This window comes from Cellulophaga fucicola (assembly GCF_900119145.1).
GTDB classification, from domain to species: domain Bacteria; phylum Bacteroidota; class Bacteroidia; order Flavobacteriales; family Flavobacteriaceae; genus Cellulophaga; species Cellulophaga fucicola.
The window spans coordinates 285,711-300,484 of record NZ_FPIY01000002.1; the positions used below are offsets into that span (position 1 = coordinate 285,711).

Consider the following 14,774-nt stretch of genomic DNA (forward strand, 5'->3'; position numbering starts at 1 on the left):
TAATTTAAGAGGTTGCTCCTTTTGCTGACTTAATTACTTCTTCAGATATATTAGATGGAGTTTCTGCATAGTGAGAAAATTCCATTGTAGATGTTGCTCTACCAGAAGACAATGTTCTTAATGATGTAACATACCCAAACATTTCTGATAAAGGAACTTCACCCTTAACAACCTTAGCGCCAGCTCTATCATCCATACTACTGATAACACCCCTTCTTCTATTAAGGTCACCCACTATATCACCCATATTTTCCTCTGGAGTTAATACCTCCATTTTCATTATAGGCTCCATTATTACAGCTCCAGCAGCCTTACCAGCAGCTTTATAACCCATTTTTGCAGCTAACTCAAAAGATAATGCATCAGAATCCACAGGGTGAAAAGATCCATCCTTAAGAACCACTTTCATTGTGTCCATTTCATAACCTGCCAAAGGACCATTCTTCATAGCAATATCAAATCCTTTCTGAACAGCTGGTATAAATTCTTTTGGAATACGACCACCTTTAATTTCATCAACAAACTGAAGACCTTCTCCTTCGAAATCAGAATCCGCAGGACCCATCTCAAATACAATATCTCCAAATTTACCACGACCACCAGATTGCTTCTTATAAGTTTCTCTGTGAGATGCAGTTTTCGTTAATGCTTCTTTATATTCAACTTGAGGCTCACCTTCGTTAACTTCAACTTTAAATTCTCTTCTTAAACGATCCACAATAATATCTAAGTGAAGCTCACCCATTCCAGAAATAATAGTCTGCCCTGAAGCTTCATCTGTTTTTACCTGGAAAGTTGGATCTTCTTCAGCTAATTTAGCCAAAGCCATACCTAACTTATCTACATCCGCTTTAGTTTTAGGCTCTACCGCAATACCAATTACCGGATCAGGGAAGTCCATACTCTCTAAAACAATAGGATGTTTTTCATCAGACATAGTATCACCTGTCTTAATATCCTTAAAACCTACCGCAGCTCCAATATCACCTGCTTCGATATAATCGATAGCATTTTGCTTATTAGAATGCATTTGATAAATACGAGAAATACGCTCTTTTTTACCAGATCTATTATTTAATATATAAGAACCAGCATCTAAACGACCTGAATATGTTCTAAAAAATGCCAAACGACCTACAAATGGATCAGTTGCAATCTTAAATGCTAATGCAGCAAATGGCTCCTTTACATCCGGCTTACGAGTTTCCTCTTCACCTGAATCAGGATTTACACCTACAATATCATCCTTATCCACTGGAGAAGGTAAATACCTACAAACAGCATCTAATAAAAACTGAACTCCTTTATTCTTAAAAGAAGAACCACAGATCATTGGTATAATAGCACGATCCATAACAGCAGCTCTTAATGCAGCATGCACTTCGTCCTCCGTAATAGAATCTTCATCCTCAAAGAATTTCTCCATAAGGTTTTCATCATACTCAGCAACAGCCTCAATCAATGCAGCTCTATACTCACGTACTTCAGCTTTCATCTCTTCAGGAATATCAACAACATCAAAAGTAGCACCAAAGCCCTCTTCATGCCATACAATAGCTCTGTTCTTCGCCAAATCAACTATACCTCTAAAATCAGCCTCATCACCTATTGGCAATACAATTGGAACTGCATTAGAACCCAGCATAGTTTTAACCTGCTTACAAACCATTAAAAAGTTTGATCCTTGACGGTCCATTTTATTAACAAAACCAATACGAGGTACCTTATAATTATCAGCTAATCTCCAGTTAGTTTCTGACTGAGGCTCAACACCATCAACAGCACTAAATAAGAAAACCAAACCATCTAAAACACGTAAAGATCTATTTACCTCTACAGTAAAATCCACGTGACCTGGAGTATCTATAATATTAAAATGATATCCCTTTGCATCTTCTGTAGGCTGACCGTTTTCCATTGGAAACTGCCAAGTACAAGTTGTTGCTGCAGAAGTAATTGTAATACCTCTCTCCTGCTCTTGCTCCATCCAGTCCATAGTAGCAGCACCATCATGCACTTCTCCTATTTTATGACTAACACCCGTATAAAACAAAATACGCTCTGTCGTTGTTGTTTTACCAGCATCAATGTGCGCAGCAATACCAATATTTCTTGTATATCTTAAATCTCTACTCATATCTAGAATCTAAAATGTGAGAATGCTTTATTCGCTTCAGCCATCTTGTGAGTATCAACTCTCTTCTTAACCGCAGCACCTTCTTCTTTAGCCGCAGCTAAAACTTCAGCAGCCAATTTCTGAGCCATTGATTTTTCATTTCTCTTACGAGAATAACTAATCAACCACTTCATAGCAGTAGAAATTTTACGATCCGGTCTAATTTGCATTGGAATCTGAAAAGTAGCTCCACCAACTCTCCTACTACGCACTTCTACGTGAGGCATAACATTAGATAATGCTTCTTTCCATAATTCTAAAGCTGACTTCTCCTCATCAGTATTTTTTTCTTCCACAATTGCAATTGCATCATAGAAAACCTTAAAGGCAACAGATTTTTTACCATCCCACATCATCATATTAACGAAACGTGTCACTAATTGATCATTAAATTTTGGATCTGGTAAAAGAGGCCTTTTTTTCGCCTGTTTTTTTCTCATTTCTTCTCTTTGTAAGTGTTAGTTAATTACTTCTTAGGGCGTTTTGCTCCATACTTAGATCTACGCTGAGTTCTCCCAGCAACGCCTGCCGTATCTAAAGCACCTCTAACGATGTGGTACCTAACACCTGGTAAATCCTTTACTCTTCCGCCTCTTACTAATACTATCGAGTGCTCTTGTAAATTGTGACCCTCTCCTGGGATGTAAGCATTTACTTCTTTTCCATTTGTTAACCTAACTCTTGCTACTTTACGCATTGCAGAGTTTGGTTTCTTTGGAGTAGTTGTGTAAACACGTGTACAAACCCCTCTTCTTTGAGGACACGAATCCAAAGCAGCCGATTTACTCTTCTTAGTAATTGAGACCCTTCCTTTTCGTACTAATTGTGAAATTGTTGGCATACTATATTTATATGTATATAAATTTTTTCCCTTCTTTTAAGGGCCGCAAATGTAGTAATTATTTATTAAACTTCAAATAGTTACACATTAATTTTCTCTTTTTATATAAATCTACAAATTAAAAGCAAAAAAAATGCAGTGCATTTTTTTTTAACATTCACTTAAAAATACCAATTATTAAGTATAAAGTAACACTTGTTAACCTTAGTATTTTCAATTGATACTTAAAATAATACCTTTATTATTTTTTTAATTAACATTATTTTTTGATTTTTGGCAGCGACTAATTCAAATTTTAAAAAAAATGAAAACAAAACAAAGAGGAATCTTAACGCTACTCCTAGCGTTTATTGTGCACTTAACATTTGCACAACAAAAAACGATTTCTGGTACAGTTACCGATCAAGACGGTATACCGTTACCAGGAGTAAACATCCTTGTTAAAGGAACAACTAACGGTACTCAGACAGACTTTGACGGGAAATATGCCATTTCAGCAGCAAGCGGTCAAGTACTTTTATTTACCTATTTAGGTCAAACACAAACTTCACGCAATGTTAGCAGCCAAAATGTTATTAACGTACAAATGCAAGAAGATGCAGAAGCTCTAGAAGAGGTAATTGTTACCGGACTTGGTATAAGTAAAAAAGAGAAGGCAATTGGCTATGCTGTTCAAAAAGTAACTGGAGAGAGTATTGACAACGCTAAAGAAGTCAACATTGTAAACTCATTACAAGGTAAAGTGGCCGGTGTACAAATACAAGGCAGCTCCTCAACACTTGGCGGGTCCTCAAGAATAACTATTAGAGGTTCAAACTCTTTCTTAGGAAACAACCAACCATTATTTGTTATTGACGGGGTTCCTGTTAGCAACCAAAGTTACTCCGACTCTGGACAAGAGAGAGGTTTTGGTGGAGGTAATTATGATTATGGTAACTCTGCATCAGATATAGACCCTTCTAGCATTAAGACTATGTCCGTACTTAAAGGTGCTGCAGCAACATCAATATATGGATCTAGAGGTGCAAACGGTGTAATTTTAATTACAACAAAAAATGGATCAGAAAAAAAAGGTCTTGGAATAACTTTTGACAGTAGTATTACAATTGACGAAGTTAGAAACTTAATCCCTCACCAAAGAATGTACGGTGGCGGATCATCATATCCTACTACTAGTGGTTTTAATGAATTTACTCAAGACGGTGTTGCTTACCTAGCTCCTAACTATGGCAAAGATGGTTCCTGGGGACCGAAATTTGATTCAAATGTAAATGTAAGACATTGGGATTCTTGGGATCCAGGTGCAAGTAATTACAAAGAAACTAGACCATGGGTTGCTCCGGATAATACTTATGAATCATTTTTTAACTCTGGTATTACTTTAATGAACAGTGTTTCTTTAAGTGGAGCTAACGATAAAGGTTCTTTTAGATTAGGATATTCTAATGTAGATCAAACTGGTACCACTCCTAATGGTGCATTACAGAGAAATACAGTAAACATAAACACTACTTATAATTTAACTGATAAATTAAAAGCAGGGTTAACAATGAGTTACATCAAAACTGATGCACAAAACAGAAACATTACAGGTTATAGTAATGGTAACCCACTACAGGGTTTTACTCAATGGTGGCAAACTCAATTAGATGTTAAAAGATTACAGAATCAACAAAACACTTCAGAAGGTAACCAATACACATGGAACCCAAAAGGTATTATTACAGATGCTTCTGGAAACTTAACATCTTTTGATCCTAATCCAAATTATTTTGATAATCCATCTTGGGTTAGAAATAACTTTACGCAAGAAGATACTAGGAATAGAGTTTTTGGAAACGCCAACTTTAGTTACGCAATAAATAAAAACTTAAGTTTGTCTTCTCAATTTGGAACAGACATATCTCAATTTAGTCTAATGGAAGGAATTCCTTTTAGATCAGTAGATCAATCTAAATATGTTGAAACGGAAAGAAAGTTTCAAGAAAATAACTTTGAAGTTAGATTAAACTACCAAAAAGATTTTTCTGAAAACTTTACTTTTAGCGGTATCTTAGGAGCTAACAGAATGAGACAATTTACTAAAAGGATTACTGCTGCCACATCAGGAGGTTTAGTTGTGGATGGCTTTTACAATATTAGTAACTCTAGTGCAGCTGCAAATACTGATACATTTGAAGCTAACAAAGGTATTAACAGTATATTTGGATCTACTTCTTTTGGGTTTAAAGATATGTTATTCTTAGATTTATCTGCTAGAAATGATTGGTCTTCAACATTACCAAAGAAGAATAACAGCTATTTTTATCCAGCAGCTTCTTTAAGTTTTGCTTTATCTGAATTAGACTTCATCAAAGGAAGTAATGTGGTAAACTTTGTTAAACTTAGAGCTAGTATAGCACAAGCTGGTAATGATGCTGACGCATACAGATTATCAGATGTTTACTCTCCAATAACACCTAACTTTGGAAGTTTTCCTATGTACAATGTACCTAATTCACAACAAAACCCTGATCTAGTTAATGAGCTAACTACTGAAACAGAATTTGGTATTTTGGTTAAGTTATTTAACAGTAGGCTAAGCATTGATGCTTCTTACTATGATAGATTAACAGAAGATCAAATATTTAATGTACCAACATCTTCTTCTATTGGTTATACTTCTAAATTGTTAAATGCAGGTAGTATGAAAAACTCTGGTTTTGAATTTCAAATTAGTGGTACTCCAATACAAACTAAAAACTTTAGGTGGGATATTGGTTTAAACCTTACACAACAGAAAAACGAAGTTGTTGAGTTGTTAAAAGATGAGAATGGTGAAACATTAGTAGAGAGTATTAATATGGGTGGAACTTGGGCTGCCGATTTAAGAATACAAGAAGGTAAACCTTATATGGCTCTTTATGGTCAAGATTATATCTACGCTGATAACGGAAGTAAAGTTGTTGGTGATGATGGAGCTTACCTATTTACAGATGATAGAGTCTATTTAGGCTCTGCAATTGCTGACTGGGTTGGTGGTATTAGCACATCTTTTACTTATAAAAACTTTACATTATCTGGTTTAATAGATTTCCAAGAAGGCGGAATTATTCACTCTTCTTCATTACAATGGGCTAAATACTCAGGTATGTCTCCAGAAACTGTAGCATTCAATGGAGAAAGCGACACAAGAGCTAATGGCATGATTTTACCAGGTGTAACAACAACAGGTGCTGAGAATACAACTAGAATAGACCCTCAAACTTACTACCAGACATACTGGAATAGAGCTGCGCCAAATGTATATGATGCTAGCTTTATTAAATTTAGAGACTTAAGATTAAGTTACTCATTACCTGCTAAAATATTAAAAGACATCCCTTTTACAAGTGTTAATCTTAGTGTTTTTGGTAGAAACTTAGCTATCATCTCTGCAGATGTACCGTACATTGACCCACAAGTTATAACAGGCTCTGGAAATGTACAAGGATTGGAGAACGCGCAAGTACCTCCAACTAGATCATTTGGTGTTAATTTATCTGCTAAATTTTAAATTTAAAAACATGAAAAAAAATAAAATATTTACGTTATTACTTTCTGCGACAATGTTCTGCGCATGTGATAATGGACTTGAAGAATTAAATATTGACCCGAACAATGCGGTTATAGTTAGCCCTTCTACCCTACTTACTACTGCTGAATACACTTTTTACAACAGTTTAGCAGGCACAGGAATTAACGCTGGTTGGGGTATGTTAATGACTCAGCAATGGTCAGAAAATGAGTACACCGAAGACAGTAGGTACAATCAGACAATTACCGCTTTTGATGGTACATGGTCTGCTATGTACGCATCTGTACTAAAGGAATTAGATTCAGCTAAGGATTTAGTAGATTTACAGGATGTTTCTGATGAAATAAAAACTAACAAGAAAAACATATTAGACGTTATGTCTTCTCAGGTTTTTACTTTCTTATCTGATGGGTTTGGAGCTGTTCCTTATACAGAAGCTATTAATAGTGATTTTAATTTACCAACATATGATTCTCAAGAAACCATATACCTGGGTGTATTAGAATCTCTAGAGCAAGCAAGCAATACTTTTAACACAGGCTCACCTTCTTTTAATTCTGGTGATGTAGTTTATGGAGGTAACGTAGAAAATTGGATTAAATTAACTAATTCATTAATGCTTAAATACGCTATTCGCTTATCTGATATAGACTTAGCAACGGCTACAAAATATGCAACTATTGCTTCTGCTAATTTAATATCTAGTAATGCTGAGAATGCATTATTTACCTTTGACTCTGCTCCAGATAGATCAAATCCATTATGGAGAAATGTTAACATTAATAACAGAGATGACTATGCTGTTTCTGAATATTTAGTTACAACATTAACAGACTTAGGAGATCCTAGATTAGATGTTTATGCTAAGCCTGCATCAGCGGGAAGTATTGTTGGTATGCCTTACGGTTTAAGCGATAATGACGCTACTATTTTGAAGCCAACTACATCTAGACCAAGTGATTTAGTGAGATCAGCAACTTCTTCACACTTAATTATGTCTTATAGTGAGGTTCAGTTTTTATTAGCTGAAGCATATCAAAGAGGTATTTTAACTGGAGATGCAGAAACTGCATATAATAATGCTGTAACAGCTTCAATGAATTACTGGGGAATTGACGATGCGGCAGCTATCTCTGATTATTTAACTAATAATGCATATGATACAGCTAACTGGAAAGAATCAATTGGTATTCAAAAATGGGTTTCATTATACGTAAAAGGTTTTGAAGCTTGGAATGAGTGGAGAAGATTGGACTACCCTCAATTAAGTGCACCTGCAGCAGCATTTATTAACACTATTCCTGTACGTATGCCTTACCCTTTATCCGAAACGACATCAAATTCAGCATCATTAAATGCAGTATCTTCTAATCCTGCAGATATGACAGAAAAAGTATGGTGGGATGTAAATTAAAAAGCTTTTTATTATAAAGAAATTAAACCTGCAAATTTAAATTTGCAGGTTTTTTTTGCTTTATAACAAAATAAAAAAAAATAGCATATTCTTCTATTTTTAACACAAAACAAGTAACCATTATACGTAAAACTTCATTTACATAAATTCTTAGTAACCTAAAAACAAAATGCATATACATATGTTAATTTTGACAACTACATATGTGCATTAATAATTAACTATATTAAACTATTAATAACCGTTTGCTACTTTTGATATTAATTCTTCAACAGAATTAGCTTTTTTCTCACATTTTTGTTAAAATAAATAGAAAATTAGTTTGCTTATTAACATAATTTTTTGACTTTTGGTATCGACTAATTCAAATACTACAAAAAAATGAAAACAAAACAAAGAGGAATCTTAACGCTACTGTTAGCGTTTATTGTGCATTTAACATTTGCACAACAAAAAACGATTTCTGGTATAGTTTCCGATCAAGACGGAATACCACTACCAGGAGTAAACATCCTAGTTAAAGGGACACAGACAGGGACACAGACAGGTTTTGATGGAGAGTATTCCATTTCTGCTTCTAAAGGTCAAGTTTTATTGTTTACTTATTTAGGTCAAAAATCAAGTTCTCGTACAATTGGTGATGAAAACACTATTAACGTACAAATGGAAGAGGATGCAGAAGCTCTTCAAGAAGTGGTAGTAACTGCTCTTGGTATTAAAAGAGAAGAAAGAACTCTTACATATGCATCACAAGAAGTAAAAGGTGAAAACCTAAACATTACTGAGGATGTAAATATTAAGTCTGCTATTGCAGGTAAAGTTGCAGGTGTTCAAATACAAGGTCAATCTGGATCTAAACTTGGACAATCTGGTAAAATTAGAATTAGAGGAGGTATATCATTAACGTCAGATTCAGATCCATTATATGTAATTGATGGCACACCTACGACTGATCCCAACAGTGTTGATATGGGTAACGTAGAATCTTTAAACGTTCTTAAAGGCCCAAATGCAACTGCATTGTACGGACAAAGAGCAGCTTCAGGTGTTGTTGTAATTACTACGAAAAGAGGTAAAAAAGGCCAAGGTTTAGGAGTTGAAATTTCTAGCTCTATAACATTTGATAATGTTGCTTATTTACCAAATTACCAAAATATGTATGGTCAAGGTTATTCAGGAGAGTCTGAATTTTCAACTTTTGACTACGCAGGAGGAAACAGATTAAATGGGGCTGCATATCCAACTTGGATGCAAGTATTTGATGGTAAAAGATATTTTGCAGGAGATGCTTACGCTGATGAAAGTTGGGGTCCTAAATTTGATGGACAAGGACATGTGCCATGGTACAACTACTATCCAGATAGCCCAACATTTGGAGAAGAAGTACCATATGTAGGCCAGCCTGATAATATAAAAGATGCTTTTGACACTGGTATTAGCCAAAAAAACTCTATTTCCCTAAGTGGTAGTGGTGACAATTATAGAGCCAGAATAGCTTATACAAATATCAAGCAAAATGGTATTGTTCCAAATTCAGATTTCACAAAGAATTTTATTAGCACAAGTTTAGATTTTGATTTATCTGACAAATTAACAGCTGGTGTAAATATTAATTATACTGTTGATAATATTTCTGGTGATTTTGATGATGGTTATGGAAACCAAACTTCAGGATCATTAAACAGCTGGTTTAACAGAAACCTTGATATGAATAAGGTTAGAGAATTTAAAGATTTAAAAACACCAAGAGGTTTTGCTACTTCATGGAACAACTGGGGATTAGACTATTTTGCATACGCAGAAGAAGCTTATGAGAGAACAGGTAATGAAGTTTTATTACAATATCAAAAACCCGCTTTTTGGTTTAATCAATTTTCTTATCTAGAACAATATGAAGCAACAAATAGCACACATAGATTATTAGGTGATATTCATTTTAGCTACCAGTTAACAGAAAATTTAGATATTAGTGCAAAGGCTTCTAGGAATGAACGTAAGTACAAAAGAGACTTTTTTGTTCCTTATTCTTTAGAGTTTGCTGCTGCACCAGATTTATACAATCCATGGGTTAATTCTTTTGGTAAAGATTATATTACTTCTACTGAGGACAATTACAATATATTATTGAAATATACAAAAGACTTTGGGAAAATTGATTTAACAGCTTTTGTGGGTGGTAACATATTGAAAGATAACTACTATCGTTTTCAAAATGATATGGCAACAGATAACTTCCAAAACGGTGGATTAATTTTGCCAGATGTATATACATATAGTAATTCTAGAGAAGTTTTAACAGCTTATACTTATGAGTCTGAAAAGCAAGTTAATAGTATCTATGGTAATATGTCTCTTGGGTATGATAATATGGCTTATTTAGATGTTTCTGTAAGAAGAGATTGGAGTTCATCTCTACCTTCTGGTAATAATGGTTATACTTACCCTTCTATTGGTGGTTCTTTTATCCTGTCTGAATTATGGGACAACAAAGGAGCTGTAACTTTTGCTAAATTAAGAGGTAGCTGGGCACAAGTAGGTGATGATGTAAATGCATTAGCTCTGAACCCTACATACCCATTAGGATCTAACTTATATAATGGTCAGATTTTAATGTACACTCCAACACAGTTAGTGTCTGATGGGATTGAGCCTGCTATAAACACATCTCAAGAAATTGGTGTTGACTTAAAATTTATAGAGAACAGAATTGGCCTAAGTGCTACATATTATACTGAGAATCGTAAAAATGAAATTATACCTGTATCATTATCTACTGGAACAGGATATTCAACTCTATTAACTAACGCCGGAGAATCTGAAAGAAAAGGTATAGAGCTTACCTTAAACGCAGATATAATTAGAACGGAAGATTTTAACTGGAGTATTACAGCTAACTATGCAAAAAATAGTTCTAAAATAATAAGTTTACCTGGGGATCTAAAAGCTATCAATGGTGCTGGCGGAAGTGATGCTTATGGATTTGTAAATGTTGTACATGAACTAGGTGGTGAATGGGGACAACTTAGAGGAACTGGTTATAAGTTAGACGACGCTGGAAATAGAGTAATTAATAGTGATGGCTTGTACGTTGTTGAAACAGATCAATACTTTGGTTCTATATTACCAGATTTCACAGGTGGTTTATTAACTAATTTTTCATATAAAAATATAAGCTTAGCTGCTTCTTTTGATTTTCAAAAAGGTGGTAAATTCTTTTCTCTATCAGAGATGTGGGGTACTTATTCTGGTTTGCTAGACGATACTGTTGAACTTAATGACAATGGTGTAAATCAAAGAGATGCAATTGCAGATGGAGGTGGTGTACATGTTACAGGCGTAGAAGCTGATGGAACTCCAGTGGATACTTACGTAGAAGCACAAACTTATTGGAATCAGTTTCAACCTAACAGATTAGCAACTCCTTTTATACATGACGCAGATTACATTAAACTTAGAGATCTAAGTTTAACATACAGTTTACCTAATAAATTATTAGAAAAGACAGCTTTACAAAGTGTTAGCATTAGTGCTGTAGGGCGTAACTTATGGTTAATATCTGTTGCAGATAATAATAAACACGGTTGGGATCCTTCAGAACTTTCTCAATCTTACGGAGAAAATGCTCAATTACCAGGAACTAGAAGTTATGGTTTAAACCTAAAATTAACATTCTAATTTAAAGAATATTATGAAAAAATTTAAAATTATACTATCAGCCTTACTAATTTTTGGGGCGTATAGTTGTGATACCGTTGATTTCGGTGATACAGATGAAAACGTTAATGGTCCAATTGAATACAACTCAGGCGCACTACTAGCAGCTGCACAGAGAAGGCTTGCAACTACAGGAGGTAGACAATATAAGTCTGTACCTACTCTATATGTTCAATACCAATCTCAGCCTGCATATCAGGATGAATCTAGATATGGAGAAACTCCATATACCTGGACTAGCTTTTATGTACAAACTCTTTCTAATCTACAAGAAATAGTTAATCAAGCAAATGATCCAGAAATTAGTACTTCTGTTTCTTTTTTGCTAAATGGATCTGCTAATAACCAATTAGGTTTAGCTAAAATAATGAAGGCGATAATCTTTAGAAGAGTTACTGACTCTTACGGAGATATTCCTTATACTGAAGCTTTAAATCCTGAAATTCAATCTCCAAAATATGATACTCAAGAATTTATATATAAAGATTTAATTAATGAATTAAAAGTTGGAAGAGATTTATTAGATGCAACAGAAGTAGGTCCTACTGGGGATTTAATTTACGATGGAGATGTTAGTAAATGGAAAAAATTTGCAAACTCTAGCATTTTATCATTATCAATTCAATTATCTAACAAATACCCTGGAGTATCAGAATTTGCTGCTACAGAATTTAATAGTGCTTTGAGTAATGCTGCAGGAGTAATAGAAACTGTACAAGACGAAGCTTGGTTTACACATTTAAATGCTTCAACGTTTGAAAACCCTTATTCCGGCTTTAGAGCTGCAGATTATGCACTTTCTGAATTTTTTGTAAATGCTTTACAGGGAGATGGTGGTGATTTTTCATCTACTAATCCTGATAGTAGATTACAAATATTTGCTGATGATGCAACATTAGAAGGATACCCATATGGATTGGAAAACAATCCTTCTGGTATTATTACTGCTAAAATGTCTTCTAATATTTCTGATGCAGGTGCACCTGCAGCTTGGATGACTGCTTCTTATACTTACCTTAACAGAGCAGATGCTGCTAATTTAGGTTGGACTACAGAAGACGCTGCGACTATGTTAGATATGGGTATTCAAAAATCTTATGAAACTTTATCTTCTCATTATGGTGTAGACATAACTGCTGATGCTGCTGCTTTTGCTGCTGCTAGAGTTAGTGATGCTACAAGTACCTCTATGGCACAAGTAATTGGAGAAGAAAAATGGGTTGCATTATACCCTGAAGGTTTTGAAGCTTGGTCAGAATGGAGAAGAACAGACTTCCCTATTTTAACAGCCTCTCCTGACCCTCTAAATTCATCTGGAGAAATAGCAACTAGATACTTATATCCTACATCTGAAATTAGTTTAAATGGAACTAGCTACAGTAGCGGTGTAAGTAATTTAAGTCCTGCAACTGATAATAATGACAGTAAAGTATGGTGGGATCAATAAAAATTGATTTTTATATTATTTAATATTTAAACCTGCGGATATTTCCGCAGGTTTTTTTTATACCTTTGCCAAATGGAAAAAACTACCCAAATTTATGGTATTAGAGCTATAATAGAAGCTATTAACGCCAATGAAGCTTTAGATAAAATTTTTGTTCAAAAAGGATTAAAAGGTGATCTTTTTAAGGAATTAGAAAATTTAGCTAGAAAAAAAGGAATTAATATTTCTTATGTTCCTGTAGAAAAGTTAAACAGGTTAACAAGAAGTAATCACCAAGGTGTAGTTGCCAACATATCTCCTATTACATTTTACAATTTTGAAGAATTAGTAGAAAGTGTAATTGCTACAAAAGAAAAACCATTGTTCCTTTTATTGGATCAATTATCTGATGTTCGTAATTTTGGTGCAATTATTAGAACTGCAGAATGTACTGGTGTAGATGGTATTATTATTCAGAAAAAAGGAGCTGCTCCTGTAACTGCAGATACAATTAAAACATCTGCCGGAGCTGCATTTAAAGTTCCTATTGCTAAAGTAAATCACCTAAAAGATGCTGTACATTATTTACAAGCATCTGGAGTAAAAATTATTGCTGCATCAGAAAAAACAACTGATACTATTTACGATGTTTCTTTTAAAGAATCCTGTGCTATTATTATGGGTTCTGAAGATATTGGTATTTCGCCATCAATCTTAAAAGCAGCAGACCACACGGCTAAATTACCTTTATTAGGAGATATTGAATCTCTAAACGTATCTGTAGCTTGTGGTGTGTTTTTATACGAAGCTGTTAGACAAAGATTAGGATAAGCCCTACTCTTCCTCTGCTTTTTTATAATGATAAGTATAGGTTACATCTATTGTAGTATTGGTATCTAAATCAGGGTTTTCTTCTGGTTTAGATTCAATAAAATTACCATTTTCATCAAAATGACTTAAAAACTCATCTGCTTCTTCATTATAATTATCTTCTTCCCAAGCGTATTTTTTAGGTTTAGGTATATCAGCTTTTAAAAAATAAGCAAAAAATAATCCTGTAAGAAATCCACCTAAATGTCCCTCCCAAGAAATTCCGTCTTTTATAGGAAGAATGTACCAAAGCATACTACCATAAACAAACACAACAAATAAAGACAAAGCAATTAATCTGTAGTGTTTAGCAAATACGCCTTTAAAAAAAATAAAGCTTGCTAATAAGTATATTACGCCACTAACGCCTATATGGTAAGACGGCCTACCAATTAACCAGGTAATTAGGCCAGATAAAAGTGTTCCATAAAATAGCACTTTAAAAGCTACTGGTTTATAAAAATAAACCAATGCAGTACTTAAAATAGCTAATGGTAAAGTGTTGCTATATAAATGTTTTAAAGACCCATGTATAAAAGGACTAAATAAAATTCCTTTTAAACCACTTAAAGTTCTAGGATACACTCCATAATTATTAAAATTGACTTTGCATTGTATTTCTACCAAAAACACTGTCCAAATTATAAGTACAGCTATTATTGGAACAAGTAGAACCGAATATGAGAATTTAAAGTAATTATTGTTTATCATTAACACTAATTTACTATAATAACGCAATGATTTAGCCAAAAAATATAAATCTGCTAAATTGTCATT

General features: G+C 34.0%; 9 protein-coding genes. 5 read left to right on the top strand and 4 right to left on the bottom strand.

Annotation, left to right across the window (positions count from 1 at the left end; all coding sequences use genetic code 11):
• Positions 1–4: 4 nt before the first annotated feature.
• The 3 genes from fusA to rpsL are packed head-to-tail and all read right to left on the bottom strand — an operon-like array spanning position 5 to position 3,017.
• On the bottom strand, positions 5–2,137 hold the full coding sequence (gene fusA / locus BT107_RS07635; protein WP_072303197.1) for an elongation factor G: 2,133 nt from the start codon (positions 2,135–2,137) through the stop codon (positions 5–7).
• A 2-nt stretch (positions 2,138–2,139) separates the two neighbouring features.
• Positions 2,140–2,616 (bottom strand): 30S ribosomal protein S7, encoded by a 477-nt coding sequence (gene rpsG, locus BT107_RS07640; RefSeq protein ID WP_072303198.1) that lies wholly within the window; start codon positions 2,614–2,616, stop codon positions 2,140–2,142.
• A gap of 26 nt (positions 2,617–2,642) precedes the next feature.
• On the bottom strand, positions 2,643–3,017 hold the full coding sequence (gene rpsL, locus BT107_RS07645; protein ID WP_013621708.1) for a 30S ribosomal protein S12: 375 nt from the start codon (positions 3,015–3,017) through the stop codon (positions 2,643–2,645).
• 304 nt (positions 3,018–3,321) lie between these two features.
• Here rpsL and BT107_RS07650 point away from each other — a divergent pair, with 304 nt between their 5' ends.
• The 5 genes from BT107_RS07650 to rlmB all read left to right on the top strand — a co-directional run bounded on the left by BT107_RS07650 (position 3,322) and on the right by rlmB (position 13,958).
• Complete coding sequence (locus BT107_RS07650) at positions 3,322–6,552, top strand: SusC/RagA family TonB-linked outer membrane protein (protein ID WP_072303199.1); 3,231 nt, start codon at positions 3,322–3,324, stop codon at positions 6,550–6,552.
• A 10-nt stretch (positions 6,553–6,562) separates the two neighbouring features.
• Complete coding sequence (locus tag BT107_RS07655) at positions 6,563–7,987, top strand: SusD/RagB family nutrient-binding outer membrane lipoprotein (protein WP_072303200.1); 1,425 nt, start codon at positions 6,563–6,565, stop codon at positions 7,985–7,987.
• Between the two features lie 381 nt (positions 7,988–8,368).
• Entirely contained in the window at positions 8,369–11,662 is a 3,294-nt protein-coding gene (locus tag BT107_RS07660) for a SusC/RagA family TonB-linked outer membrane protein (protein ID WP_072303201.1), read from the top strand.
• A gap of 13 nt (positions 11,663–11,675) precedes the next feature.
• On the top strand, positions 11,676–13,148 hold the full coding sequence (locus tag BT107_RS07665; RefSeq protein ID WP_072303202.1) for a SusD/RagB family nutrient-binding outer membrane lipoprotein: 1,473 nt from the start codon (positions 11,676–11,678) through the stop codon (positions 13,146–13,148).
• Between the two features lie 72 nt (positions 13,149–13,220).
• The gene (rlmB, locus tag BT107_RS07670; RefSeq protein ID WP_072303203.1) at positions 13,221–13,958 is read left to right on the top strand and encodes a 23S rRNA (guanosine(2251)-2'-O)-methyltransferase RlmB; all 738 of its coding nucleotides are present in this window, start codon (positions 13,221–13,223) and stop codon (positions 13,956–13,958) included.
• 3 nt (positions 13,959–13,961) lie between these two features.
• Here the strand turns inward: rlmB and BT107_RS07675 are convergent, their stop codons facing one another.
• On the bottom strand, positions 13,962–14,708 hold the full coding sequence (locus BT107_RS07675) for a rhomboid family intramembrane serine protease (protein WP_072303204.1): 747 nt from the start codon (positions 14,706–14,708) through the stop codon (positions 13,962–13,964).
• Positions 14,709–14,774: the final 66 nt, after the last annotated feature.